23 protein-coding genes and 1 rRNA gene are annotated in these 24,542 nt (G+C 59.3%); 17 read left to right on the forward strand and 7 right to left on the reverse strand.

The window, feature by feature from the left end; translation table 11 throughout:
* A 5S ribosomal RNA gene (gene rrf / locus JBE38_RS27900) occupies positions 1–81 on the forward strand; the annotation flags it as partial.
* Between the two features lie 344 nt (positions 82–425).
* Positions 426–1,811, forward strand: a complete 1,386-nt coding sequence (locus JBE38_RS00005) for an MFS transporter (protein WP_060756336.1) — start codon at positions 426–428, stop codon at positions 1,809–1,811.
* A gap of 59 nt (positions 1,812–1,870) precedes the next feature.
* Here the strand turns inward: JBE38_RS00005 and JBE38_RS00010 are convergent, their stop codons facing one another.
* From JBE38_RS00010 to flgA, 4 genes are all read right to left on the reverse strand, one after another.
* Complete coding sequence (locus tag JBE38_RS00010) at positions 1,871–2,620, reverse strand: flagellar brake protein (protein ID WP_205343299.1); 750 nt, start codon at positions 2,618–2,620, stop codon at positions 1,871–1,873.
* A gap of 95 nt (positions 2,621–2,715) precedes the next feature.
* Positions 2,716–3,186 (reverse strand): flagellar protein FlgN, encoded by a 471-nt coding sequence (locus JBE38_RS00015; RefSeq protein ID WP_060756334.1) that lies wholly within the window; start codon positions 3,184–3,186, stop codon positions 2,716–2,718.
* A gap of 48 nt (positions 3,187–3,234) precedes the next feature.
* On the reverse strand, positions 3,235–3,558 hold the full coding sequence (flgM, locus tag JBE38_RS00020) for a flagellar biosynthesis anti-sigma factor FlgM (RefSeq protein ID WP_060756333.1): 324 nt from the start codon (positions 3,556–3,558) through the stop codon (positions 3,235–3,237).
* A gap of 143 nt (positions 3,559–3,701) precedes the next feature.
* Entirely contained in the window at positions 3,702–4,463 is a 762-nt protein-coding gene (gene flgA / locus JBE38_RS00025; RefSeq protein WP_205343300.1) for a flagellar basal body P-ring formation chaperone FlgA, read from the reverse strand.
* Positions 4,464–4,554: 91 nt separating this feature from the next.
* Here flgA and JBE38_RS00030 point away from each other — a divergent pair, with 91 nt between their 5' ends.
* From JBE38_RS00030 to JBE38_RS00060, 7 genes are all read left to right on the forward strand, one after another.
* Positions 4,555–5,487, forward strand: a complete 933-nt coding sequence (locus tag JBE38_RS00030; RefSeq protein ID WP_161549523.1) for a chemotaxis protein CheV — start codon at positions 4,555–4,557, stop codon at positions 5,485–5,487.
* Between the two features lie 41 nt (positions 5,488–5,528).
* On the forward strand, positions 5,529–6,356 hold the full coding sequence (gene cheR, locus JBE38_RS00035) for a protein-glutamate O-methyltransferase CheR (protein ID WP_060756330.1): 828 nt from the start codon (positions 5,529–5,531) through the stop codon (positions 6,354–6,356).
* Positions 6,357–6,589: 233 nt separating this feature from the next.
* The gene (gene flgB, locus JBE38_RS00040; protein ID WP_060756329.1) at positions 6,590–6,997 is read left to right on the forward strand and encodes a flagellar basal body rod protein FlgB; all 408 of its coding nucleotides are present in this window, start codon (positions 6,590–6,592) and stop codon (positions 6,995–6,997) included.
* Positions 6,998–7,000: 3 nt separating this feature from the next.
* Positions 7,001–7,444, forward strand: a complete 444-nt coding sequence (gene flgC / locus JBE38_RS00045; protein ID WP_060756328.1) for a flagellar basal body rod protein FlgC — start codon at positions 7,001–7,003, stop codon at positions 7,442–7,444.
* A 16-nt stretch (positions 7,445–7,460) separates the two neighbouring features.
* Positions 7,461–8,192, forward strand: a complete 732-nt coding sequence (flgD, locus tag JBE38_RS00050) for a flagellar hook assembly protein FlgD (RefSeq protein WP_060756327.1) — start codon at positions 7,461–7,463, stop codon at positions 8,190–8,192.
* A gap of 31 nt (positions 8,193–8,223) precedes the next feature.
* Positions 8,224–9,534 (forward strand): flagellar hook protein FlgE, encoded by a 1,311-nt coding sequence (flgE, locus tag JBE38_RS00055; protein WP_090369077.1) that lies wholly within the window; start codon positions 8,224–8,226, stop codon positions 9,532–9,534.
* A gap of 154 nt (positions 9,535–9,688) precedes the next feature.
* Positions 9,689–10,723: a hypothetical protein gene (locus JBE38_RS00060; protein ID WP_240202378.1), complete on the forward strand. Its 1,035-nt coding sequence runs from the start codon at positions 9,689–9,691 to the stop codon at positions 10,721–10,723.
* A gap of 117 nt (positions 10,724–10,840) precedes the next feature.
* On the opposite strand, the gene JBE38_RS00065 is transcribed toward JBE38_RS00060, so the two are convergent.
* Entirely contained in the window at positions 10,841–13,735 is a 2,895-nt protein-coding gene (locus tag JBE38_RS00065) for a ribonucleoside-diphosphate reductase subunit alpha (protein WP_090369079.1), read from the reverse strand.
* 635 nt (positions 13,736–14,370) lie between these two features.
* Between JBE38_RS00065 and JBE38_RS00070 the strand changes: the two genes are divergently transcribed.
* Positions 14,371–15,096, forward strand: a complete 726-nt coding sequence (locus JBE38_RS00070; RefSeq protein ID WP_090369081.1) for a response regulator — start codon at positions 14,371–14,373, stop codon at positions 15,094–15,096.
* On the forward strand, positions 15,093–16,703 hold the full coding sequence (locus JBE38_RS00075) for an ATP-binding protein (protein ID WP_060756323.1): 1,611 nt from the start codon (positions 15,093–15,095) through the stop codon (positions 16,701–16,703). Before JBE38_RS00070 ends, JBE38_RS00075 begins: the two co-directional genes overlap by 4 nt.
* A 45-nt stretch (positions 16,704–16,748) precedes the next feature.
* Here JBE38_RS00075 and JBE38_RS00080 read toward each other — a convergent pair whose 3' ends face one another.
* Positions 16,749–17,465, reverse strand: a complete 717-nt coding sequence (locus JBE38_RS00080; RefSeq protein WP_205343301.1) for a 4'-phosphopantetheinyl transferase family protein — start codon at positions 17,463–17,465, stop codon at positions 16,749–16,751.
* Positions 17,466–17,601: 136 nt separating this feature from the next.
* Between JBE38_RS00080 and JBE38_RS00085 the strand changes: the two genes are divergently transcribed.
* The 3 genes from JBE38_RS00085 to JBE38_RS00095 are packed head-to-tail and all read left to right on the forward strand — an operon-like array spanning position 17,602 to position 19,949.
* A complete protein-coding gene (locus tag JBE38_RS00085; RefSeq protein WP_060756321.1) occupies positions 17,602–17,910 on the forward strand; it encodes a hypothetical protein in 309 nt (102 codons plus the stop codon).
* Positions 17,911–17,928: 18 nt separating this feature from the next.
* A complete protein-coding gene (locus tag JBE38_RS00090) occupies positions 17,929–18,606 on the forward strand; it encodes a response regulator transcription factor (protein ID WP_060756320.1) in 678 nt (225 codons plus the stop codon).
* Positions 18,603–19,949, forward strand: coding sequence for an ATP-binding protein (locus tag JBE38_RS00095; RefSeq protein WP_205343302.1), 1,347 nt, complete (start codon positions 18,603–18,605; stop codon positions 19,947–19,949). Before JBE38_RS00090 ends, JBE38_RS00095 begins: the two co-directional genes overlap by 4 nt.
* A 117-nt stretch (positions 19,950–20,066) precedes the next feature.
* Here the strand turns inward: JBE38_RS00095 and JBE38_RS00100 are convergent, their stop codons facing one another.
* On the reverse strand, positions 20,067–21,065 hold the full coding sequence (locus tag JBE38_RS00100; RefSeq protein ID WP_205343303.1) for an AraC family transcriptional regulator: 999 nt from the start codon (positions 21,063–21,065) through the stop codon (positions 20,067–20,069).
* A 340-nt stretch (positions 21,066–21,405) separates the two neighbouring features.
* Between JBE38_RS00100 and JBE38_RS00105 the strand changes: the two genes are divergently transcribed.
* The 3 genes from JBE38_RS00105 (at position 21,406) to JBE38_RS00115 (ending at position 24,456) form a co-directional block, all read left to right on the forward strand.
* Positions 21,406–22,737 (forward strand): dicarboxylate/amino acid:cation symporter, encoded by a 1,332-nt coding sequence (locus JBE38_RS00105; protein WP_060756317.1) that lies wholly within the window; start codon positions 21,406–21,408, stop codon positions 22,735–22,737.
* 145 nt (positions 22,738–22,882) lie between these two features.
* Positions 22,883–23,869, forward strand: a complete 987-nt coding sequence (locus tag JBE38_RS00110) for an XdhC family protein (RefSeq protein ID WP_205343304.1) — start codon at positions 22,883–22,885, stop codon at positions 23,867–23,869.
* Positions 23,866–24,456, forward strand: coding sequence for an NTP transferase domain-containing protein (locus tag JBE38_RS00115; protein ID WP_205343305.1), 591 nt, complete (start codon positions 23,866–23,868; stop codon positions 24,454–24,456). The genes JBE38_RS00110 and JBE38_RS00115 overlap by 4 nt, the downstream gene beginning before the upstream one ends.
* The last annotated feature ends 86 nt before the right edge of the window (positions 24,457–24,542 follow it).

Raw genomic sequence — 24,542 nt, forward strand, 5'->3', positions numbered from 1 at the left:
CATCCCGAACTCAGCAGTGAAACGATGCATCGCCGATGGTAGTGTGGGGTTTCCCCATGTGAGAGTAGGTCATCGTCAAGATTAAATTCCGAAACCCCATTTGCGAAAGCAGATGGGGTTTTGTTTTGGGCGATCGAAAACTTCCGGCAGTTGTCCACATTCAACCTGTATCGAGTCTGGCCGCTTCTACGGCTGTACCCACAGAGCCCAAATACCTCACCAGGTTTTGGCGGCTGGGCTGCGATCAGATAGTGCGCCGCGTATATATCGCTATCGTTGTGTACCTTTCAGACTGCGATGCGGCGTCTGAGTGTTTAGCAAAATAATCCCCGGAAACAGCTCATATCGCCTGTCCGGACACAGTCACCCAGGACTATCATGCCGATAACCCTGTCACTCACTACAAGGAGCCGCTCGGAACGCCGATGCGCCAGATCTGGAAATCTTTTCGAGCCCTTTATTTCGCTTCCTTGATGATGCTGATCGGCTCCGGCCTGCTCAGTACTTACCTGGCATTACGCCTGGCAGCAGACCATGTTGACAGCTTGTGGGTGGGGGCATTGATGGCGGCCAACTATTTTGGCCTGGTGCTGGGTGGCAAGATCGGGCATCGCCTGATCGCCCGCGTCGGACACATCCGTGCGTATGCCACTTGTGCCGGAATTGTCGGGGCCGCCGTACTGGGTCACGGGCTGGTCAACTGGTTGCCGGCCTGGATCGTGCTGCGGATGATCGTAGGCCTGGGGATGATGTGTCAGTACATGGTTATCGAAAGTTGGCTGAACGAGCAGGCAGACGCCAAGCAGCGCGGCTTAGTGTTCAGTGGCTATATGATCGCCTCCTATCTGGGCCTGGTATTAGGCCAGTTGATTCTCGTGTTGCATCCTCAGCTTGGCCTGGAGCTGTTGATGTTGGTAGCGGTCTGTTTTGCCTTGTGCCTGGTGCCGGTGGCCATGACTCGACGCATTCACCCTGCGCCGCTACATCCGGCACCGATGGAACCGCGATTCTTTATCAAGCGTGTGCCGCAGTCGTTGAGTACGGTGCTGGGGGCCGGGCTGATTGTGGGCTCCTTTTACGGTTTGGCCCCGCTGTACGCGTCCCAGCAGGGGTTGACGACTGAACAGGTCGGTGTGTTCATGGGGTGCTGCATTTTTGCAGGTTTGGTGGTGCAGTGGCCGTTGGGTTGGTTGTCTGATCGTTATGACCGCGCATTATTGATTCGCTGTTTCGCTTTGTGCCTGGCAGTGGCAGCTCTGCCCCTGGCGATCCTGACCCAGGTGCCATTGGAGGTGCTGTTTGTCGCGGGTTTCCTGTGTTCGTTGGTGCAGTTCTGTCTTTACCCGCTGGCCGTGGCGTTTTCCAATGACCATGTCGAAGGGGACCGTCGGGTATCGCTGACTGCTATGCTGCTGGTGACCTACGGCATCGGCGCCAGTGTCGGGCCGCTGTTGGCGGGCGTGGTGATGAAGTTGTTTGGCAGCCATATGCTGTACGCGTTTTTCAGCCTGTGCGCGCTGATTCTGGTCTGGCGTATCCGTCCGAAAGCCGTGACTAACCTGCATCAGGTTGATGATGCTCCGCTGCACCACGTAGCGATGCCCGACAGCATGTCCAGTTCACCCTTGGTGGCTGCGCTCGATCCTCGTGTCGATGAGGCGGTGGTGCAGGAGCAGATGCAAACCACCGTAGCTGAGCCTGGGGCCGACGCTAATCCGCAAGCACCGACCGAGGGGGATGCACTGGATACTCCACCTGAGCATCCAGACCCGGATAATCATCCTCATGACCTGAGCAAGGCACGCCCCTGAATATAAAAACGGGCAGATCCCATCAGGATCTGCCCGTTTTTTGACGCGAGTTTCACGCCTTAAAAATCGTCATCCTTGTCGAAGCGTCGCGCTTCACGCTGCAGCTGATACACAAACCGTTCTACCTGGCGCTGCACCAGGCCGCTCATGTTATGAAAGCGCACGCCGGCGAAAGTGGTATTGATCTTGTCTTCGAAGTGCAGATAACGCAGTTCGACGGACGTGCTCATGCTGCCAAAGGGCAGGGCAGCGATAAAGCGGTCATACACCTGACCCAGTTGCAGGCGCTCGGATATGTCGCCTTCAAAGCGCAGCTTGCAGCCGGTAGCGGAAATATCCAGTAGCTTGCCACTGATGGGGGCCTTGAGCTTTTCGCCGCCCAGCTCGATGTTCACCAGCTGTGCCAGCTTCAACGCAGCACGGAAGGCATTGCGTCGCTGATGGTAGACCACTTCGCCAGGTATGCTGCCGGTGTAAATGCGGTGACCACCTTTCTCGCTGATGGCCAGCGTACCGTTGCTTTCCCAGGCCACCCGCACACCCTCATGAAAGCCTTCAATGCGGAAGGACTCGCCGTTCTCGAGGTAGCGTTCGCCATCGCGGGGAATCATTTCGTCCAAGGCCAGCGTCTTGCTGTCCCGGTCAACGTCTACCAGATAGCTTTGAAAGCGCTGGCTGCGCTCGTGGAAAGTGATGATCAGTGGATCATGGCTTTCCTGCAGCATTCGCAAAGTACTGGCGATTTCCAGAGGCGTGGTGAGGACCTTTGGTGGCTGCGGGGCATCTTCCGCATTAAGGGCGTTGAACACGGTTCTTCCATCTCCAGACAAAATACGACTACACGCAAGAGGGGGCATTTTGCCAGTATGTAGCGTGCCTTGGATAGGCGCGCGGTGAACCGGCGTCAGGCTTGGCTGCGGGTGCTTGGTTTGACCAGGCGCGAGGTCGAGCCTTGGGCGTTGTAGAGGGCCGGAGGTTCTCCGCCGTGGAGTATGCGCAACTGGTTGGCGGTCGTGGCTTGCTGAAGCTGGATCGACTGACCGTTGAGCAGGTTGGCTTCCTGGCACTGGGCGAGCAATTGATTGAGCGCGCTACTCTGGGTCAGTAGTTGATCACCGACCGAGGAATGGCTGGCCAGTTGGGCAAGGCCGTCGTGATCAGCCGGCAGGCCCAGGCTGATGAGAATTTCGCTGCGCTTCTTGCCGTGTTGTTCAAGCAGCACAATCAGCGACTGTTTGCGTGCCAGGATTTCTTCCAGCAAACGCATATCCCGGCCATACAGGGCCAGGGATTCTTCTTTGAGCAACTCGAGCAAATGTTGCGTCGGCGCCAGATCATCAATGATCAGTTGGAGCAAATGTTCGTCGTGGTGCATGGCTGGCCTTGGGTTTTAAGCGTCCAAAAGCCCAGCGCAGGCCTTTGCCTAGCGCTCGGCTTCGAAGTTAAGCAGCTTGCTGGCTACACGGTTGCTGTCGACTTTATAGCTGCCATCGGCGATAGCCTGTTTCAACTCGGCCACACGGGCTTTATTGACAACCGGTTGATCGCGCAGCGAGTCAGTGACCTTCTGCAACTGTTGAGCCTCATTGCTCAGGTGTACCGATTCCCCGCTCTGGCTGACACCGGCCGGTTCTGCCTTGGTAGGCGTAGGCTGGGACTTGGCTTCTACACTGTCCTTGGCACCACCGGTGCGCGTAGAACCGGGCAAAGCCGGGGCGTTATTCAAACGACTGAAATCAATGACCATGTTAAAAAACCTCTGGGTATTTGGACGCTTGCCATGTTTTCGGCCATACCCGGATAAACTTTAGGCGCGATTGAGAATAAACCTGAATGCGCGGATGTTCAGCCCACAGTGTAGGAAAAGCCAGCGTCCTATGCCAGTGAACTCTATAACGCCACCTCGACTTGTCCCGGTGCGGTCACCTGCGCCTTGATCACACGGTTGGAGTTGAGATTCTTGACGCGAATCTGTTCGCTCATACCGCCGTTGGACAATGCCTCCCCCGGCATTTTTACTGTCAATGCGCCGCTACTGGCGGAAATCACCACCTGATCCCCCTTGCGAATCACCTCGGCCTGTTCCAGATGGACCAGCGTGATGACTTGATCGGTAACCATTGGTCGGGTCAATTTCTGCCCGATGGCTTGGTCCACCGATGTGAGATAGCCCTGGTTGATCTGGCTGATATCACGTTCGCGCAGGGCAACATCTTCGAAACCGATGATGCCGGTGCGCTTCAGCGGGCGCGTCACCACCACGACATCGCGGAACAATTTGACTTGAGCGGGCACGAACACCGTCCAGGGCGAAGCGCCTTCACAACGGACTTTGACCGTGACGCGACCAATAGGCTGGGCAGGGCTTTCCAAGGTGGCAGTCAATTCCTTGTCGCACATTGGCATGCGCAGGCGAGGGTCTAACTGGTTGACTTGGATCTCGTAGCGTCCCGGCGTTTGTGTGGTTGTCAGATAATCTTCTACAGTGAACTCAAGAAAGCCCTGAGTGACGCCGATAAGTAGATCAGGCAATGTGACGTTGTCGGCACGGGCCGTAGCGCCTGCCGTCAAGGCAAGCAAAACCATCGTGGCGCAGAGCAGTCTGCGGTAGCGAGGGCGGGGGTGTCGGGAAACTGTCGTTTTAATGTCCATGGCCAATAAATAGCAAAGCTCGTGCCGTTTCGTGTTAGGGCGCGCGCCGCCTTGTAGGTATGGCCCAAGGTTTTAGCGTAGGAGTGCAGGCATGGCAGGTGTAATGGATTCAGTAAACCAGCGTACACAGCTGGTAGGGCAGAATCGCCTGGAGTTGTTGCTTTTTCGCCTGGACGGCAGCCAGCTATATGGCATCAACGTGTTTAAAGTTCGGGAAGTGTTGCAGTGTCCCAAATTGACGATCATGCCCAAATCCAGCCCTGTGGTGTGTGGTGTAGCCAACATCCGTGGTGCGACCATCCCGATTCTTGACCTGGCACTGGCCACAGGTTCCGCCGGTTTGCAGGACCGCGGAAGCCCGTTCGTGATCATCACGGAGTACAACACCAAGACCCAGGGTTTCCTGGTGCGCTCGGTGGAACGTATCGTCAACATGAACTGGGAAGAGATCCATCCGCCACCCAAGGGCACTGGGCGCGATCACTACCTCACGGCGGTGACGCGGGTTGATAACCAGTTGGTGGAAATCATCGACGTGGAGAAGATCCTCGCCGAAGTGGCGCCGACCTCGGAGTCTATCTCGGTAGGCGTGGTCGACGCGGAAACCGCGCACAAGGCGGTATCCCTGCGCGTACTGACCGTGGATGACTCCTCGGTCGCTCGCAAGCAGGTCACGCGTTGCCTGCAAACCGTTGGCGTGGACGTGGTGGCTCTTAATGATGGTCGCCAGGCGCTGGATTACCTGCGTAACCTGGTCGATGAGGGCAAGAAGCCGGAAGAGGAGTTCTTGATGATGATTTCCGACATCGAGATGCCGGAAATGGATGGTTATACCCTCACGGCCGAAATACGCAGCGACCCACGCATGCAAAAATTGCATATCATCCTGCATACTTCATTGTCGGGTGTATTCAATCAGGCAATGGTCAAGAAGGTCGGCGCTGATGACTTCCTGGCCAAATTCCGCCCTGATGACCTGGCATCCCGGGTAGTCGACCGGATCAAGGCTGCAGATCACGGCTAGGGGATTTCCCTGGCGATCACACGATTTAAGAGGCGGTATCATTGTCTACGGGTAATTTGGATTTCGAACAGTTCCGGGTCTTCCTGGAAAAGGCCTGTGGCATATTGCTCGGTGAAAACAAGCAGTACCTGGTATCCAGCCGTCTCAACAAGCTGATGGAGCAGCAGGGTATCAAGTCGCTGGGCGAGTTGGTTCAGCGCATCCAGGGACAGCCGCGCAGTGGGCTCAAGGAAATGGTGGTCGATGCGATGACCACCAACGAGACCCTATGGTTTCGCGACACCTACCCCTTTGAGGTGCTCAAGAGCAAAGTGCTGCCGGAGGCCATCAAGGCCAGCCCGGGCCAGCGCCTGCGCATCTGGTCGGCGGCTTGCTCTTCGGGGCAGGAACCGTATTCGATCTCGATGTCTATCGATGAGTTTGAGCGAACCAACATGGGCCAGTTGAAGGCGGGGGCACAAATTGTTGCCACCGACTTGTCCGGCACCATGCTGACCAATTGCAAGACCGGCGAATACGACAGCCTTGCTCTGGGGCGTGGGCTTTCCCAGGAGCGCCTGCAGCGTTACTTTGAGCCTAAAGGGGCAGGGCGATGGGCGGTCAAGGCGCCGATCAAGAATCGCGTGGAGTTTCGCTCGTTCAACCTGCTCGACAGCTATGCCAGTCTGGGCAAGTTTGACATGGTGTTTTGCCGCAACGTGCTGATCTATTTCTCGGCCGAAGTGAAGAAAGACATCCTGTTGCGCATCCACGGCACCCTCAAGCGTGGCGGCTACCTGTTCCTGGGGGCTTCAGAAGCGTTGAACGGTTTGCCGGATCATTACCAGATGGTGCAATGCAGCCCTGGGATCATCTACCAGGCGAAGTGATGCACCCTTGAACAAAAAATGGGAGGCCCCACACAGGCCTCCCATTTTTTTCGCCTCAAAGCGGCAACTTGCATTGCCGCTTTACTGGCTTCACGCGGAAGTCCATTGCCGCTTTTCTGGCATTGCCGCTTAACAGCATCCAGCAAACCCTTGAAATACGGGCCTTCGAAGAATTGGCATGAGCCTTGCTATAACCCAGATACGAAAAGCAGGTCAGCCTAAAGGTTTCCGCCATGAGCATCAGCTTCGATAAAGCGCTCGGTATTCACGAACAAGCCCTAGGCTTCCGCGCCCAGCGTGCCGAAGTCCTGGCCAACAACATTACCAACGCCGACACCCCGAACTACAAGGCTCGGGATCTGGATTTCTCCGCTGTGCTCGCGGCGCAGCAGGACAAGACCAAGAACGGCACCTTTGCCTTGAATATGACCAATAGCCGGCATATCGAAGCACAAGGCCTGAGCAGTGGTGACGAGGCGTTGTTGTATCGCACGCCGATGCAACCGTCGATCGACCAAAACACCGTCGACGCCCAGCTGGAGCAATCGGCCTATGCCGAGAACTCGGTGAACTTTCAGGCCAGCTTCACCCTGCTCAACAGTAAATTCAAAGGGCTGATGTCAGCCCTGCGTGGAGAGTAAGCCATGTCCCTGTCCAGTGTTTTCAATATTGCCGGCAGTGGCATGAGCGCGCAGACCACGCGTTTGAACACCGTCGCCAGTAACATCGCCAACGCCGAGACCGTGTCTTCGAGCATCGACCAGACCTACCGCGCCCGTCACCCGGTGTTCGCCACCATGTTCCAAGGTGGCCAGGGCAACGGCAGCGATTCGCTGTTCCAGAATCAGGATGCCGCAGGCTCCGGCGTGCAGGTGTTGGGTGTGGTCGAAGACCAGAGCAACCTTGAGGCCCGCTACGAGCCCAACCACCCTGCTGCGAACGAAAAGGGCTACGTGTACTACCCCAACGTCAACGTGGTCGAGGAAATGGCTGACATGATCTCCGCCAGCCGCTCGTTCCAGACCAATGCGGAAATGATGAACACCGCCAAAACCATGATGCAGAAGGTCCTGACCCTGGGTCAGTGATAAGGGGCGCCAAATAATGGCCATTGTTGATACCACTAATCCAGCCAACACGCCGGTTCAGGACCTGTTCAATACCAAGGTCAAGACGGCGACAGACAACAGCAGTCTCAATAACGCTGCCAAGGCCGCCACGGGTAACCAGGCACTGGGCAAGGATGCGTTCATGCAACTGCTGGTGACCCAACTGAAAAACCAGAACCCGCTGTCGCCCCAGGATAACGGCGCGTTCGTGGCGCAACTGGCCCAGTTCAGCAGCCTGGAAGGCATCAACACCCTGAATGACTCGGTGAATGCGATCTCCAGCAACTTCAGCTCGTCGCAGGCGCTGCAAGCCTCGTCGTTGGTCGGGCGCTCGATCATCACCCAGACCGACAAAGCGTTGGTCGATACCAGCAAGAGCATGACCGGCTCGGTGGCGGTGACGGCAGCGACGGGTAACGTCTCCGTCAAGATCACCGACAAGGATGGGAACGTGGTGCGCACCATCGATATGGGCGCCCAGAGTGCCGGTAATAGCAGCTTTATCTGGGACGGCAAGAACGACAAGGGTGAAGTCGCTCCAACGGGCACCTACACCTTTAACGCCACCTACAAGAATGACAAGGGCGACTCTGCTGCCCTGTTGACTTCGCTGCCCGCCACGGTGACCAGCGTGACATTGAGCAAGACCGGCGGCGAGATGCTGCTCAACCTTGCAGGTGGCATGGGCAGCGTCAAGCTGTCGCAAATTCAGACTATCGGTACATAGAGCCGGCTAAATACGGCAGAGGGAGAGAAACATGTCTTTTAATATCGGCCTTAGCGGCCTCTATGCGGCCAACAAACAGCTGGACGTGACCGGTAACAACATCGCCAACGTTGCGACCACCGGCTTCAAAACGTCGCGTGCAGAATTCGCGGACATTTACGCGGCCTCCAAGCTGGGTACTGGCCAGAACAGTGTCGGCAGCGGTGTGAGCCTGGCAGCCGTGTCCCAGCAATTCACCCAGGGTGATGTCGTCGGCAGCGGCGGCCTGTTGGATATGGCGATCCAGGGCGGTGGCTTCTTCGTCCAAAAGGGCAGTGACGGGTCGCTGGAGTACACCCGTAACGGTTCCTTCCACTCGGATAAAGACGGTTTCATCGTCAACAACACAGGTACTTCGCGCTTGCAGGGCTACGCGGCGGATGCCAATGGCAACATTATCAAGGGCGCCCTGACCGACTTGCAATTGAACCTGTCGAACCTGCCGCCCAAGGCCTCCACCAAAGTGGACTCCCAAAGCAACCTGAACTCATCGTCGCCGGTGATCGACCAGACGGCCACACCGTTCGATCCCACCAAGTCCGAAACCTTCACGACCCAATACAACACCACCTTGTATGATAATCAGGGCAACGCCCATTCGATGGTGCAGTACCTGGTCAAGACCGGTGGCAATACCTGGAAATCCTATTCCCTGATCGATGGCCGTAACCCGGATGGTACGGCGCCGACGGGCACGGGCTCCACACCGCCGGTTGCTTCGACCTTGAGCTTTGACGGCGCCGGCAAACTCACCGGGATCGTTACCGGTGGCGCGTCCAGCACTACGCTGACCATTTCCAACTGGACCCCAGGTACCGTGACCAATGGTGTGTGGACGCCAAACGGTGCGACGGCCAACCCGACCGGCATTGCCATCAACATGGCTAACATCACCCAGTACAACTCGGCCACCTACCGTAACCCACCGGTCACCGATGGTTACGCCACCGGCCAGATTACCGGCTTGAACATTGATGGTAGCGGCGTGCTGTTCGCAACATTCAGCAACCAGCAGAGCAAGGCGATCGGCCAGCTCTCTTTGGCCAGCTTCAACAACGAGCAAGGCCTGCAGCCGGCCGGCGGCACCACCTGGAAAGAGACCTTCGCCTCGGGCCAGCCGGGTTATGACAACCCACAAGCCGGTACCCTGGGTTCGATCGTGTCCAAATCCCTGGAGAGCTCCAACGTCAACCTGACCAACGAGCTGGTGGACCTGATCAAGGCCCAGAGCAACTATCAGGCGAACGCCAAGACCATCTCCACCCAGAGCACGATCATGCAAACCATTATCCAGATGACCTGATGCATCTGGGTTGGCATGCAGTCTGAAGGCCCCTCGTATGAGGGGCTTTTTTTTGCGTGGGAAAACACCCGCTGAGGAGTAAAGGAATGCTGTGGAACGCCTGAGTCCTGAATCGCCACTGAGTAGGCCTGTGACTCAATGGAGAGGCTTGGGAATGTGGAATTCAGGTGTAGTGGGGTTCGAATATGGGCGCGTGGGTTCCACGCTGGGTGTAGTGCCAGCGCCGTCGGCACCTGTCGCGCCTGTTGATGAAGCGGGTGCGATCAAGAAGCTGCTCAACGAGCTGTTTGACGCCGAGCAAGGTTCCAAGTCCCAGACGGCCCGGGACGTGCGCGACAAACTCAATGCCCTGCGCGAGAAGCTGGGCGACGAGAAATTCAAGGCGCTGATTGACGAACTGATCACAGAGGCTTCCGCGCCGTTTCGTGAGTTTCTCAAGCGACTGTTGAAGGAATGGTTTCCGGATGCGGATGATGCCTCGCCCAGCCCACCACCGGTGTCGCCAGGCAGTGGTGGTCGTGGTCCTGGCGTGCCTAGAAGCGATTTCGGCCCCAGTGAATCCATGAGCAACAAGCCCATTACCGAAGGGGCGAAACATTTCAACTACAAGCCGGACTACAGTAATCCGGGGAAGAAACCGGACAACATCTGGAGTGGGTTCAGTCAGGGGCCGGACGGCAATTGCATCACGGTTTCCGCGATAAAGGCGGCGATGATGCAGTACGGCCAGAAGCCCACCGATGTGTACAAAGAGGTCAAGGAAAATGGCGACGGTTATGACGTGACCATGCGCGATGGTTTCAAACTGCATTTGTCCAAGGGCGAGTTGCAGCTTGCAGCGCGGGAGGCACGCTTCAGGGGGGATGACCCGCAAATGATGACCGACGCAAACTTCATGTATGCCGTGAGCGCAAAGCGGGCTCAAATGGAAAACAACGATGGCACTGCCGGACGTAGTTACCGGGCTGCATTGAACAGCTTGAACAACGGGGAAGACAGCCGGGAAGGTTTGGATCGTTTGGGGCTCAAAGGACGTTACCGGCCGGCAACTGACTCGGACTTGAGAAGCAGCAAGGTGGGCACGGTGGAGTACAACGGTCACTCGATGGCCGTGATCAATGGCCGGGTCGAGCTATGGGGTGAGCGAGGTGGAGCACCCAGGTCGGGGCTGGCGACCGTCTTGTTCTAAGCGGCCTGTTTGACTAAAGAAAACCCCCGAAAAGAAAACCCCCGATAAACCCCATTGCAGCCAGGGTCTATCTGGGGGTTTTCAATCCCGGCTGTTCAAGCCCGGGACCGGTTCAGCTTATTGGCAAGCTTCGCAATCCGGCTCGTCGATCGCGCAGGCCTTTGGCACGGGGGCCGGGCCGGCTGGCGCTGCGAGAACCGAATCATCACCGTGGTTACCGCTGGAAACAGCGTTCAGCTTACCGGTGTTGATGGTCGACTTCTCGGTGCTGGTCGCGGCCAGGGCACGGAGGTAGTAAGTGGTTTTCAGGCCACGGTACCAAGCCATGCGGTAGGTCACGTCCAGCTTCTTGCCCGATGCACCGGCGATGTACAGGTTCAGCGACTGCGCCTGGTCGATCCACTTCTGACGACGGCTGGCGGCGTCAACGATCCACTTGGTGTCCACTTCGAAGGCCGTCGCGTAGAGCTCTTTGAGTTCTTGCGGGATGCGCTCGATCTGCTGCACGGAGCCGTCGTAGTACTTCAGGTCGTTGATCATGACCGAGTCCCACAGGCCGCGGGCCTTGAGGTCGCGAACCAAGTACGGGTTGATCACGGTGAATTCGCCCGACAGGTTCGATTTCACATACAGGTTCTGGTAGGTCGGTTCGATCGACTGCGACACGCCGGTGATGTTGGCGATGGTGGCGGTCGGTGCGATGGCCATGATGTTGGAGTTACGAATGCCTTTCTGTACACGAGCACGTACCGGTGCCCAGTCCAGGGTTTCTTTCAGGTCAACGTCGATGTACTTCTGGCCACGGGCTTCGATCAGGATCTGTTGCGAGTCCAGCGGCAGGATGCCCTTGGACCACAGCGAACCCTGGAACGTCTCGTAGGCACCGCGCTCGTCGGCCAGGTCGCAGGACGCCTGGATCGCGTAGTAGCTGACCGCTTCCATGGACTTGTCGGCGAACTCGACCGCGGCATCCGAACCGTACGGAATGTGCTGCAGGTACAGCGCGTCCTGGAAGCCCATGATGCCCAGGCCCACTGGACGGTGCTTGAAGTTGGAGTTCTGCGCCTGTGGTACCGAGTAGTAGTTGATGTCGATAACGTTATCGAGCATGCGAACGGCAGTGTTGACGGTACGTTCCAGCTTGGCGGTATCCAGCTTGCCGTTGACGATGTGGTTCGGCAGGTTGATCGAGCCCAGGTTGCAAACGGCGATCTCGTCCTTGTTGGTGTTCAAGGTGATCTCGGTGCACAGGTTCGAACTGTGGACCACGCCGACGTGCTGCTGCGGGCTGCGCAGGTTGCATGGGTCCTTGAACGTCAGCCATGGGTGGCCGGTTTCGAACAGCATCGACAGCATTTTGCGCCACAGGTCTTTGGCCTGGATGGTCTTGAACAGCTTGACCTTGCCTGGGTACTCGGTGAGGGCTTCGTAGTACTCGTAGCGCTCTTCGAAGGCTTTGCCGGTCAGGTCGTGCAGGTCCGGTACTTCGGATGGCGAGAACAGGGTCCATTTGCCGTCATCGAAGACGCGCTTCATGAACAGGTCAGGGATCCAGTTGGCCGTGTTCATGTCGTGGGTACGACGACGGTCATCACCGGTGTTCTTGCGCAGCTCGATGAACTCTTCAATGTCCATGTGCCAGGTTTCCAGGTAGGCACACACAGCGCCTTTGCGCTTGCCACCCTGGTTGACCGCGACGGCGGTGTCGTTCACGACTTTCAGGAACGGTACGACGCCCTGGGACTTGCCGTTGGTGCCCTTGATGTACGAACCCAGTGCGCGCACCGGCGTCCAGTCGTTACCCAGGCCGCCAGCGAATTTGGACAGCATGGCGTTGTCGTGGATCGCGTGGTAGATGCCCGACAGGTCATCCGGCACGGTGGTCAGGTAGCAGCTGGACAGCTGTGGACGCAGGGTACCGGCGTTGAACAGGGTCGGTGTCGACGACATATAGTCGAACGACGACAGCAGGTTGTAGAACTCGATCGCACGGTCTTCTTTGTGCTTCTCTTCGATCGCCAGGCCCATGGCCACGCGCATGAAGAACACTTGCGGCAGTTCGAAGCGCACACCGTCCTTGTGGATGAAGTAACGGTCGTACAGGGTTTGCAGGCCCAAGTAGGTGAACTGCTGGTCACGCTCGTGATTGATCGCCTTGCCGAGTTTTTCCAGGTCGAAGGAGGCCAGGACCGGGTTCAGCAATTCGAATTCGATACCCTTGGCGATGTAGGCCGGCAGGGCCTTGGCGTACAGGTCGGCCATCTCGTGGTGGGTGGCACTGTCGGCCACGCCCAGGAAGCCCAGGCCTTCGGCGCGCAGGGTGTCCATCAGCAGGCGCGCGGTCACAAACGAGTAGTTCGGCTCACGCTCGACCAGGGTACGGGCGGTCATCACCAGGGCGGTGTTGACGTCGGTCAGGGCCACGCCGTCGTACAGGTTCTTCAGGGTTTCGCGCTGGATCAGGTCGCCGTCGACTTCTTCCAGGCCTTCACAGGCTTCGGTGATGATGGTGTTCAGGCGGCCCAGGTCCAACGGTGCAAACGAACCGTCGGCCAGGGTGATGCGGATCGACGGGTGAGCTTGCACCGCAGCTTCTTCAGCGGGGGAGCGCACGGCACGTTCCTTGGCGCGCGAGTCACGGTAGATCACGTAGTCGCGAGCGACTTTCTGCTCGCCGGCACGCATCAGGGCCAGCTCGACCTGGTCCTGGATTTCTTCGATGTGGATGGTGCCGCCCGAAGGCATGCGACGTTTGAAAGTCGCGGTGACCTGTTCGGTCAGGCGGGCAACGGTATCGTGGATGCGCGACGAGGCAGCAGCGGTGCCGCCTTCAACTGCAAGAAACGCTTTGGTGATGGCGACGGTGATTTTGTCATCGGTGTAAGGAACGACAGTGCCGTTACGCTTGATCACACGCAGTTGGCCGGGTGCAGTGGCGGACAGATCCAGGTTTGAATCAGCGGCCTGCGGCACGGAGCCTTGCGGGTTCTCGCGAGTTGTGTCGGTTTGCATGGGGGGTTGTCTCCACGTTCTATATTTGATTGCGAGTGCCAGGCTTTTTCCTGCAACACCCGTACCGTTTTCCATGTCGGGGATGGAGAACAGATGCCATCCGCGTGAGCGGTTTGGTCTACTGAAAATCTGTTGGTTCCACGTCGCGCTAACAAATAAAGCGCTTGAGTTTCGAGCCACTTGTGTGGTTAGGCACTTTGCTCGAAAACCCTACATGTAGGGTCTCGTTTGTCCTCGAGGTACAAGATAATGCGTTTTTGAGGGGTTAGCAACGGAGTAACCTGTGGATAAGGTTGTGAGTAAAATGTGTAAGAAAGGTCGAATGCCCGCGTAGGCCGCGTTACTGCTGGATTGCACCGTTTGTCATTAAATGTTTCGGGTGCAAAACAACCGAGCCTTTTTCGAAGGGCGCGAACCCTATCACAAAAAAATGCGATCACCGAGTGGATTTCCGGGCTTGTGCGCAAGGGCAGGCCCGTGGCTACAATCGGCCTCTGTTATGCCCTCTAAACATTACAAATAAGGTGTGGCCGGCGAAGATCAGCATGTGGGAGAAGCATGTGAGAGATAGACACGCTTGCTCCCCTATCCGGCCGCATTGTCATAACGACTCTCTATCGCGACGAGGATCACCCGTGGAGCAAGAGGCCTGGCAAATACTGATTGTCGAGGACGACGAGCGATTGGCCGAGTTGACCCGTGATTACCTGCAGAGCAACGGCCTGCGGGTGTCGGTGGAGGGCGATGGCGCCCGGGCTGCGGCGCGTATTATCGACGAACAGCCGGACCTGGTGATCCTCGACTTGATGCTGCCCGGCGAAGACGGCTTGAGTATCTGTCGCAAGGTGCGTGCGCGCTACGACGGGGTGATCCTGATGCTGACCGCCCGTACCGATGACATGGATCAGGTGCAGGGACTGGACTTGGGGGCGGATGACTATGTGTGCAAACCCGTGCGCCCACGCTTGCTGCTGGCGCGCATTCAAGCCCTGCTGCGGCGCAGCGAGCCGACGGAAGCCGGCGTTGTGGAGAACCAGCGTCGCTTGCAGTTTGGTCCCTTGGTCGTGGACAACGCCCTGCGCGAAGCCTGGCTGCATGACGGCGGCATCGAACTGACCAGTGCCGAGTTCGACCTTTTATGGCTGCTGGTGGCGAATGCCGGGCGTATCTTGTCCCGCGAAGAAATCTTCATTGCCCTGCGCGGCATCGGCTACGACGGCCAGGACCGCTCCATTGATGTGCGTATCTCGCGTATTCGCCCGAAAATAGGCGACGACCCGATCCACCCACGGCTGATCAAGACCATCCGCAGCAAAGGCTACCTGTTCGTCCCCGAAGCCGCTGCCGATATGCCGCTGTGAACTCGATCTTCCTGCGCATCTACGGCGGCATGTGTGCGGCGCTGATTCTGGTGGCGCTGCTGAGCGTGCTGGCGCTGCACCTGCTCAACGAGGTGCGCAGCGGGCAATACCGCGAGCGCCTGGCCCACGGCACCTTCGCGTTGATGGGGGACAACCTGCAACCCATGAGCGCCATCGAGCGTCAGCGTGCCCTGGCGGTGTGGGAGCGTTTGTTGGGCATCCCCCTGGAACTGCGCAGCCTCAGCGATGCGCAGCTGGACCTTGCCCAGCGCAATCGCCTGCAACGCGGCCAGGTCCTGGTGCAGCAGACCGGGCCGCATGCCGCGCGGGTACTGCGTTTGGTCAGTGAGAAAGAGTCGTTGGTGCTGACCGGCGAAGTGCAGCAGATCAGCGAGCAGCTGGCGCGTGCAACGATCTACCTGTTGGCCGATGAACTGGTGCGTTACCCGGTGGCGGAGCAGCCGCAGCGTTTGGCCGACCTAAAGGAAGCCAAGGGCTTTGGCTTCGAAATGCACCTGATGACCCTCGATCAGGCTGATATGGATGAGGATCAGCGCCGTCGTGTGTCGGAAGGCGATACGGTGATGGCGCTGGGTAAAGGCGGTGATTCGATTCGCGTGTTCGCCGGTATGGTCGGTACGCCATGGGTCCTGGAACTCGGCCCGCTGTATCAAATGAACCCTTACCCGGCGCAGTGGCTGATCCTGATCGCGTTGGTCAGCCTGACCCTGATCGGCTTGATCGTGTATTTCCTGGTGCGCCAGCTCGAGCAGCGCCTGCGCGGGCTGGAAGCGGCGGCCACGCGTATTGCCAAAGGCAGCCTGGAGGTGCGTGTGCCGGCCCGCGGGGCGGACTCGGTCGGGCGTCTGGCGGCAGCCTTCAATGGCATGGCCGAGCATCTGCAGCAGTTGCTGGCGATCCAGCGCGAACTGGTGCGCGCGGTGTCCCACGAACTACGTACCCCGGTGGCGCGCCTGCGCTTTGGCCTGGAGATGATCGGTGACGCCGCCACCCCCGAGGCGCGGCGCAAGTACATGGACGGAATGGACAGTGATATCCAGGACCTCGATGGCCTGGTGGACGAAATGCTCACCTATGCACGCCTGGAGCAAGGTGCGCCGCAACTGAGTTTCCAGCGGATCGACCTCAGCGCGTTGCTCGATCAGGTCATCGGCGAATTGTCGCCACTGCGCCCGCAGATCAGCGTGAGTCGGGGGGCCTGCCTGTCCTCGGCGCATTGGGACGACGCCTGGGTCGACGCCGAACCGCGTTACCTGCATCGGGCTTTGCAGAACCTGGTGAGCAATGCCATGCGCCATGCCCAGGGCCGAGTGTTGATCAGCTATCAGGTGGGGCAGGTGCGCTGCCGTATCGATGTGGAAGATGACGGCCCGGGCGTGCCGGAAAGTGCATGGGAGCGGATCTTCACACCCTTTCTGCGGCTGGATGACAGTCGCACCCGGGCCTCGGGCGGGCACGGCCTGGGTCTATCGATCGTACGGCGGATCATCTATTGGCACGGCGGGCGCGCCTTGATCAGCAAGAGCAACAACCTGGGCGGGGCATGCTTCAGTCTGAGTTGGCCCAGGGATCAGGAGAAATCCTGAAACCGCGACTCCTGTGGGAGGGGGCTTGCTCCCGATAGCGCCCTATCAAGCGCCGATAGCCACCAGGCTCAATAACTGATCCCCATCCACCGCATACTGCCCCTCCAATACCTTGCCATGGCACCACTCGGCCGACAGGTCCGTCAGCAGGCGCAAGCGCACATGGCCTGCGTCGGACCACTCCAGCACCTCGGCATGCTCAAAGTAGAAACGCTGCTGCACAATCGGGTAGAGCGCCTTGAACAGGCTTTCCTTGAGCGAGAACGTCAGCGTCACCAACCGGGCGATCTGCTCACGCGGCAGGGCGGCCATGCGTTGCAGTTCATCGGCGGTGAGAATTTCCCCGGCCAGGCGCTCGGCCCGCTCCAGGCTCAGCAGGTTCTCCAGGTCCATCCCCAGCCCACGCCATTGCGCCTTGTACCCGACGATGGCGGCGGCATGTCCGGTGCTGTGGGTGATGGAGCCGCTGATATGCCCTGGCCACACCGGCGCACGGTCTTCGCCGATGGCCGGGACGCAATCGAGCTGATCCAGTTGTTGCAACGCCGTACGCGCGCACAGCCGGCCGGCAAGGAACTCGGCCTGGCGCTTGGCCACCGAGCGCTGGATGCTGGCCGGTGGCGGCACGGCACTGCGCTGGAAGTCGCCGGCTTTTAATAAGGTGGGGTCGAAGCGGGTGCTGAGAAACACCGTATCCGGCAAGGGTTCGGGTAGGGGCCAATGTGCATCGAGCGGGGTGCAGCAAGCGGGTAGGGGCGTCATGGGCGGTATTTTGCTTCAGTTGGCACGCCAGTGGATAGCCCGCAACGGTTCAGGTGCGGTTCAGAGCCCGTTCAGGGGGAGTTCAGGGGCGCCTGCGTAGTCTGGCACCCATAGCCAAACGCGTAGAGGTAACCCCATGACTGCGATCAAACAGCTGCTGTTGGCCTTAACCATGCTCAGCGCCACTGCCGGAGTGCAGGCTGCGGACGGCTCCTTTGCCGCGTTCGGCGGCGAGAAAACCAAGAAGTCCGGCAACCTGATCCACCGTGTCAGTTTCGACGACGCAGGCAGCCAGGCTGCGCCGTGGGGCCAGTCGCTGGGGCAGACTGCCCCGCAGCCGGGTTACCGCACCGGCTACGAACACCTGACGGGCCAATACAATGGCATTAAACTGCGCCCGCAAGACCTGCAGGGCCGCTATGATATCCCTCTGTCGGACAGTTGAATCGCCTTGGAGAGCCTTATGAAATTGCTGGTGGTGGAAGATGAGGCGCTGTTGCGTCATCACCTGTTGACCCGCCTGACCGACAGTGGGCATGTGGTCGAAGCCGTGGCCAATGCCGAAGAAGCCTTGTACCAGACTGGCCAGTTCAATCACGATCTGGCCATCATCGACCTCGGCCTGCCCGGCATGGGCGGCCTGGACCTGATCCGCCAATTGCGCACCCAGGCCAAGAGTTTCCCGATCCTGATCCTCACGGCCCGGGGCAACTGGCAGGACAAGGTCGAAGGCCTGGCCGCCGGTGCCGACGACTACGTGGTCAAGCCATTCCAGTTCGAAGAACTGGAGGCGCGCATGAATGCCCTGTTGCGCCGCTCCAGTGGTTTCACCCAGTCCACGATCGTGGCGGGGCCGCTGTTGCTGGACCTCAACCGCAAACAAGCTTCCCTGGATGAGCAACCCCTGGCGTTGACCGCTTATGAGTACCGTATTCTCGAGTACTTGATGCGCCACCATCAGCAGGTGGTCGCCAAGGATCGCCTGATGGAGCAGCTCTATCCCGATGATGACGAGCGTGATCCGAACGTTATCGAAGTGTTGGTGGGCCGCCTGCGTCGCAAGCTGGAAGGCCCGGCGGGGTTCAAGCCGATCGATACCGTGCGCGGCTTGGGTTACCTGTTCAATGAGCGCTGCCGTTGATTCGCTCGCTACGTGTGCGCTTGATGCTGGCGGCCGCGACCCTGGCCGTGCTGTTTATGTTGGGCTTGTTGCCCGCCATGCAAGGCGCTTTCAGCTTGGCGTTGCAGGATTCCATCGAGCAGCGCCTGGCGTCGGATGTGACCACCCTGATTTCTGCGGCACGCGTCGAAAACAACCGCTTGCTGATGCCCGCGCAGTTGCCTGATGAGCGTTTCAACCTCACCGACAGCCGGCTGCTGGGCTATATCTATGACCGCGAAGGCCATCTGGTGTGGCGGTCGCGGGCAACCCAGGAAGAAAACATCAACTACCGGCCGCGTTACGATGGGCGTGGCAACGAATTTGCGCGTATCCGCGAAGCCGGTGGCCAGGAGTTCTTCGTGTATGACGTCGAGGTCAAGCTGCTGGGAGGCAAAAGTGCCGCGTTCAGCATCGTCGCGTTGCAACCGGTACGCGAATATCAACTGACCCTTGAGGGGCTGCGGGAAAACCTCTACCTGGGCTTCGGCGCGGCCTTGCTGGTGCTGTTGACCTTGCTCTGGCTGGGCTTGACGTGGGGGCTGCAAGCCCTGAGACGCCTGAGCCAGGAGCTGGACCAGATTGAAAGTGGCACGCGCGAAAGCCTCACCGAAGAACACCCACGCGAACTGTTGCGCCTCACCGGCTCCCTCAATCGGTTGCTGCACAGCGAGCGTGAGCAGCGTACCCGCTACCGCGATTCCCTCGACGACCTCGCCCATAGCCTGAAAACCCCGCTGGCGGTATTGCAGGGCGTGAGTGAAGACATGGCGCAGCGTCCCGAAGAACGTGGCCAGGCCATGGTTCTACAATCGCAGATTGAACGTATGAGCCAGCAGATCGGCTACCAGCTGCAACGTGCCAGCCTGCGCAAAAGTGGCCTGGTGCGCCACCAGGTGCATCTTGCGCCGGTGCTGCAAAGCCTCTGCGACACACTGGGCAAGGTGTACCGCGACAAGCGCGTTACCGTGTCCTTCGACTTGCCGGAGGAGGGTTATGTGCCCATAGAGAAAGGCGCCCTGCTCGAAATGCTCGGTAACCTGCTGGAAAACGCCTATCGCCTGTGCCTGAGCGAAGTGCGTATCAGCCTGGTAGAAAATCTTGCCGGCACTGAGCTGTGTATCGAGGACGATGGCCCCGGTGTGCCACCGGATCAGCGCGCACGGATTCTGCAACGGGGCGAACGGCTGGACCGTCAGCATCCGGGGCAGGGCATTGGGCTGGCGGTGGTCAAGGACATTATCGAAAGTTACGGCGCACGCCTGACTTTGGGTGATTCGGCGCTGGGTGGCGCGGCGTTCAAGATTCACTTCCCGGCTGTGTGATTTTTTGGTGGCCGAACTGGCCTCATCGGGGGCAAGCCCCCTCCCACATTTTGATTTGTGAACACATTCAAGGGTAGGAGGGGGCTTGCTCCCGATGGCGTCAGTACTGGCGCCACCTTAATTTTCCTGCGCCCGGTAGGCGCCTGGCGTGAGCCCCGTCCACTTCTTGAACGCCCGATGAAACGCCGACGGTTCGGAGAACCCCAACTGCTCGGCGATTTCCTGCAGCGACAGATTGGCCCGCCCCAAGTGATAAATGGCGATGTCTCGCCGCAATTCATCTTTGAGTGCCTGGAAACTGGTGCCTTCCTCGCGCAGGTGTCGGCGCAGGGTCTGCGGGCTGATGTGCAGGTGCTGCGCCACGGCCTCCAGGTCCGGCCAAGGCGTGCGGTCACGGCTTAACAAGCGGCGTAACTTGCTGCTCAAGCTGTCGCCTTCGTCCGGTCGTGACAGCAAGTCTGCCGGCGAGCGCTGCAGAAAATGCTTGAGCGTGCGTTCGTCCTGCAGCAAGGGAAGGCTCAAATAGCGGCAGGGGAATACCAGGCTGCTGCTCGGTGCGTTGAATACCTGAGGGCAGGGGAAGAGCAAATCATACTCGCCGGCATGGGCCGGCATCGGGTAGTGGAACGTTGCCTGATGCAACCGGATTCGCTGGCCGATCAACCAACTGCCCAGGCGATGCCAGATCACCAGCAGGCATTCGCTCAGGAAGTGATCCGGGTCCCACAGCTGCGAGTCATCCAGGCTCAGACGAGCCATGTCGCCTTCTCTTGTCAGATGCCAGCGCGGACCCTGTGGGAATAAGCTATAAAATAATAAACCGCGTTCCAGAGCCTTCTCCAGGGTGCGGCAGTGAATCAGCGCGTGGCACATCATGGCGAAGGTGCCGCGTTTACTCGAACCTTCAGCGAACCCCAGGTACTCGTCGTCGAGCTCCAGCCAGAGCATCTGCAACAGCCGGGTAAATTGTTCCGGCGCAATGCGGGCGCGGGGCTCGGTCAGCAACTCAGGGGTAATGCCCACCTGTTGCAGCAGGGCCGAGTAGTCATAGCCCGCCCGACGGGCACCGACCAGGGCCGCTCGGGCGTAGTGACTGGCGATGGTGCGTTCACGCATGTGAGGGCCTCGTCCATGGAGTGGCGGATGTTAGCCATCACCGGGTGAGGCGACAAGGCGGATATCCGCCAAATTGTAGGACGGGATTTGGCCGCATGGCGGAAACCCGCCACTTGTTCGGGGCGCGTGAAGGAAGGTTGAGCGCGCCCAGGCCTGATGTCTAAAGGCCTTCAGCGGATTTGCAGAAAGTGGCACGGCGTTTGCGATAGGAGATGGCAGCGCAGGCCTGGTTCTACCAGCCTCGCAAACAACAAATCCCTCCAGTGCAGGAGGGTTCGCAATTCAAGTGTCGTGGGCAATGGCGGATATTTGCTACACGGGACGATTGAGGAACTTTGCAATGACGACTCGTCAGCCACTGTACAAATCCCTGTATTTCCAGGTGATCGTTGCAATCGTTATCGGTATTTTGCTCGGTCATTTCTACCCGCAGACCGGAGTGGCGCTCAAGCCACTGGGTGACGGCTTTATCAAGCTGATCAAAATGGTCATCGCCCCGATCATCTTCTGCACCGTTGTCAGCGGTATCGCTGGCATGCAAAGCATGAAATCGGTCGGCAAAACCGGCGGCTACGCGCTGCTGTACTTCGAAATCGTTTCCACCATCGCCCTGCTGATCGGCTTGGTCGTGGTCAACGTTGTGCAACCGGGCGCCGGCATGCACATCGACGTGGCTACCCTGGACGCCTCGAAAGTCGCGGCCTACGTGACTGCCGGTGCAGACCAGAGCGTGGTCGGCTTTATCCTCAATGTGATTCCGAACACCATCGTGGGCGCCTTTGCCAACGGTGACATCCTGCAAGTGCTGATGTTCTCGGTGATCTTCGGTTTTGCCCTGCATCGCCTGGGTGCCTACGGCAAGCCGGTGCTGGACTTCATCGATCGCTTCGCCCACGTCATGTTCAACATCATCAACATGATCATGAAGCTCGCGCCAATTGGTGCCCTGGGTGCCATGGCGTTCACCATCGGTGCCTACGGTGTAGGTTCCCTGGTGCAACTGGGTCAGCTGATGATCTGCTTCTACATCACCTGCGTCCTGTTCGTGGTGGTGGTGTTGGGTGCCATCTGCCGCGCCCACGGTTTCAGCGTGTTGAAGCTGGTGCGCTACATCCGTGAAGAACTGCTGATCGTACTGGGCACTTCCTCTTCCGAATCCGCGCTGCCACGCATGCTGATCAAGATGGAGCGCCTGGGCGCGAAGAAATCCGTAGTCGGCCTGGTGATCCCGACCGGCTACTCCTTCAACCTCGACGGTACTTCGATCTACCTGACCATGGCTGCCGTGTTCATCGCCCAGGCGACTGACACCCACATGGATATCACCCACCAGATCACCCTGCTGCTGGTGCTGTTGCTGTCCTCCAAAGGCGCCGCGGGCGTGACCGGTTCGGGCTTTATCGTACTGGCCGCCACCCTGTCGGCCGTCGGCCACCTGCCGGTTGCCGGCCTGGCACTGATCCTGGGTATCGACCGCTTCATGTCCGAAGCGCGCGCCCTGACCAACCTGGTCGGTAACGCCGTTGCCACTATCGTTGTCGCCAAGTGGGTCAAGGAGCTGGACACCGACAAGCTGCAGAGCGAGCTGGCGTCCGGTGGTACCGGTATCTCCGATACCCGTCCGGAAGATGACCTGGGTGTGGCCGAAGGCCCTGCTCCTGTCATCAAGTAACTCGCTGCTGGCGTGAACTGACGCCGAAGCCCTCCACAAACGCCCCGACTGTTTCGGGGCGTTTGCGTTTGTGGCCGGCCACTCTGGAGGCTTTTGCTTTACAGTGATTGGGTGAGTAATCGTTGTAAGGTCGGCAGGAGGTTGGATGGATAGCGTGGATCTGAATGTCCTGCGCAGTGTGCTCGAATGGCGTCGCGCCGGGCAGCGGGTGGTGTTGTACAGCGTGGTCCAGACCTGGGGCAGTGCACCGCGTCCGCCCGGGGCGATGTTGGCATTGCGGGGCGACGGCGTCGTGATCGGCTCGGTGTCCGGCGGTTGCATTGAGGATGATCTGATTGCGCGCCTGCAAGATGGTCGCCTGGCGGAAGATGGCCCGCCCGTGCAGTTAGTGACATACGGGGTGACCCGCGATGAGGCGGCGCGCTTCGGCCTGCCGTGCGGTGGCACGTTGCGCCTGACCGAAGAACGGGTAGGCGACTGGCAATGGGTTGCACAGCTGCTGGCGCGTTGTGAGGACCATCAGATTGTCGCCCGGGAGCTGGACCTGGCCACAGGTACTGTGACCCTCGGCAGCGCAAGCAAAACGGATGTGGTGACATTTGACGGGGAACGCCTGCGCGCCATCTATGGCCCGCGCTGGCGCCTGCTGTTGATCGGTGCCGGGCAGTTGTCGCGCTACGTGGCGCAAATGGCGCGCTTGCTGGATTTCGAAGTGTTGGTCTGCGACCCGCGTGAAGAGTTCATCTACGGCTGGGAAGAACAGCATGGTCGGTTTGTGCCGGGCATGCCGGATGAGGCGGTACTGAACATTCAGACCGACGAGCGCACAGCAATCGTCTGCCTGACCCACGACCCCCGCCTGGATGATATGGCGTTGCTGACGGCATTGAATTCCGATGCCTTCTACGTCGGCGCGCTGGGCTCGCGGGTCAATACCCAGAAGCGCCGGGAAACCCTGGCGGCGCTCGGGCTGACGGCCGAGGCGATTGCGCGCTTGCATGGGCCGATCGGCTTGCACATCGGTAGCCACACGCCTGCTGAAATTGCCTTGTCGCTGATGGCTGAAGTCGTCGCAATCAAGAATGGTGTTGCGCCGATGCAGAAAAAGCCGCTGCCGGTGGCCGCCGAGTGACGGTGACGGCGATTGTGCTGGCGGCAGGGCAGGGCAGTCGTTTCCGTGCCGAAGCCGGTACCGACCAGGACAAGCTGCTGGCCGACTGCAGCGGATTGGATGGCGTGACGCGGCCGGTACTCGAGCAGGTGCTGGTGAACCTGCCGGCGACGCTCGTTGAGCGTTGGGTAGTGACCTCGCCGGAGCGCCTGGAGGTCATTCGGTTGGCCGAGGCGCAGGGTTGCAAAGTCGTGTTGCTGGAATCAGCGGGCATGGGCGACAGCATTGCCGCGGCGGTCGCGGCCAGCGGTGCGGCGGATGGCTGGCTGGTGGTGCTGGGAGATATGCCGTTTATTCGGTCCTCGAGCATTGAGCGGGTGATCGACGGGCTGGAGGCGGGCGGTATCCGTGTGCCGGTGCAGGATGGGCGGTATGGGCATCCTGTAGCGTTTGACCAGGCATTTGGGCTTGAGCTGATGGCATTGACCGGTGATCGTGGAGGACGATCATTGTTTGCGCACGCGTTGGTCAGCGAAGTGGCGGTTGAAGACCCGGGTGTGCTCTGGGATGTCGATATTCCGCAGTCCTTGAACTTCAAGCCGATCTGAGTGTGGGAGGGGACTTGCTCCCTCCCACATGGAATCAGCGGCATTTTCAGACCACATAAAAAAGCCCCGCCTGATCACTCAGGCGG

This window comes from Pseudomonas sp. ICBG1301 (assembly GCF_016918385.1).
In the GTDB taxonomy this organism is placed as follows: Bacteria; Pseudomonadota; Gammaproteobacteria; order Pseudomonadales; family Pseudomonadaceae; genus Aquipseudomonas; species Aquipseudomonas palleroniana.

What these genes read in the sequence shown, in the direction of transcription:
- JBE38_RS00080 (WP_205343301.1), bottom strand. Translation starts at nt 17,465, where the DNA reads ATGACGCCCCTACCCGCTTGCTGCACCCCGCTCGATGCACATTGGCCC.
- JBE38_RS00100 (WP_205343303.1), bottom strand. Translation starts at nt 21,065, where the DNA reads ATGCGTGAACGCACCATCGCCAGTCACTACGCCCGAGCGGCCCTGGTC.
- flgM (WP_060756333.1), bottom strand. Translation starts at nt 3,558, where the DNA reads ATGGTCATTGATTTCAGTCGTTTGAATAACGCCCCGGCTTTGCCCGGT.
- flgB (WP_060756329.1), top strand. Translation starts at nt 6,590, where the DNA reads ATGAGCATCAGCTTCGATAAAGCGCTCGGTATTCACGAACAAGCCCTA.
- JBE38_RS00005 (WP_060756336.1), top strand. Translation starts at nt 426, where the DNA reads ATGCGCCAGATCTGGAAATCTTTTCGAGCCCTTTATTTCGCTTCCTTG.
- flgC (WP_060756328.1), top strand. Translation starts at nt 7,001, where the DNA reads ATGTCCCTGTCCAGTGTTTTCAATATTGCCGGCAGTGGCATGAGCGCG.
- flgE (WP_090369077.1), top strand. Translation starts at nt 8,224, where the DNA reads ATGTCTTTTAATATCGGCCTTAGCGGCCTCTATGCGGCCAACAAACAG.
- JBE38_RS00065 (WP_090369079.1), bottom strand. Translation starts at nt 13,735, where the DNA reads ATGCAAACCGACACAACTCGCGAGAACCCGCAAGGCTCCGTGCCGCAG.
- JBE38_RS00105 (WP_060756317.1), top strand. Translation starts at nt 21,406, where the DNA reads ATGACGACTCGTCAGCCACTGTACAAATCCCTGTATTTCCAGGTGATC.
- JBE38_RS00060 (WP_240202378.1), top strand. Translation starts at nt 9,689, where the DNA reads ATGTGGAATTCAGGTGTAGTGGGGTTCGAATATGGGCGCGTGGGTTCC.
- JBE38_RS00085 (WP_060756321.1), top strand. Translation starts at nt 17,602, where the DNA reads ATGACTGCGATCAAACAGCTGCTGTTGGCCTTAACCATGCTCAGCGCC.
- flgD (WP_060756327.1), top strand. Translation starts at nt 7,461, where the DNA reads ATGGCCATTGTTGATACCACTAATCCAGCCAACACGCCGGTTCAGGAC.
- JBE38_RS00110 (WP_205343304.1), top strand. Translation starts at nt 22,883, where the DNA reads ATGGATAGCGTGGATCTGAATGTCCTGCGCAGTGTGCTCGAATGGCGT.
- JBE38_RS00090 (WP_060756320.1), top strand. Translation starts at nt 17,929, where the DNA reads ATGAAATTGCTGGTGGTGGAAGATGAGGCGCTGTTGCGTCATCACCTG.
- JBE38_RS00015 (WP_060756334.1), bottom strand. Translation starts at nt 3,186, where the DNA reads ATGCACCACGACGAACATTTGCTCCAACTGATCATTGATGATCTGGCG.
- flgA (WP_205343300.1), bottom strand. Translation starts at nt 4,463, where the DNA reads ATGGACATTAAAACGACAGTTTCCCGACACCCCCGCCCTCGCTACCGC.
- JBE38_RS00030 (WP_161549523.1), top strand. Translation starts at nt 4,555, where the DNA reads ATGGCAGGTGTAATGGATTCAGTAAACCAGCGTACACAGCTGGTAGGG.